The sequence below is a fragment of the Streptomyces diastatochromogenes genome, from assembly GCF_002242805.1.
Lineage (GTDB): Bacteria > Actinomycetota > Actinomycetes > Streptomycetales > Streptomycetaceae > Streptomyces > Streptomyces diastatochromogenes.
The window spans coordinates 1-269 of sequence record NZ_MCGQ01000239.1; the positions used below are offsets into that span (position 1 = coordinate 1).

The window sequence follows — 269 nt, forward strand, 5'->3', positions numbered from 1 at the left end:
GCCCCGTGTGCTGCTCATCGACGAACTCGACAAGAGCGACCTCGACCTGCCCAACGACCTGCTCAACACCTTGGAGGAGGGCGAGTTCTCGATCCCCGAGCTGGAGCGGCTCGCCGACCGCGAACCCGACGTCGAGGTGCTCACCCACGACGGCGACCGGGTCGCCGTGCACGGCGGACGGATCGCCTGCACCGCCTTCCCGGTGATCGTCCTGACCTCCAACGGCGAACGGGACTTCCCCGCCCCGCTGCTACGGCGCTGCATCCAGC

The 269-nt window shown here is 69.1% G+C and carries 1 pseudogene; it reads left to right on the top strand.

From position 1 onward, the window contains the following. A pseudogene (locus tag BEK98_RS47785) lies at positions 1–269 on the top strand (AAA family ATPase); the annotation flags it as partial.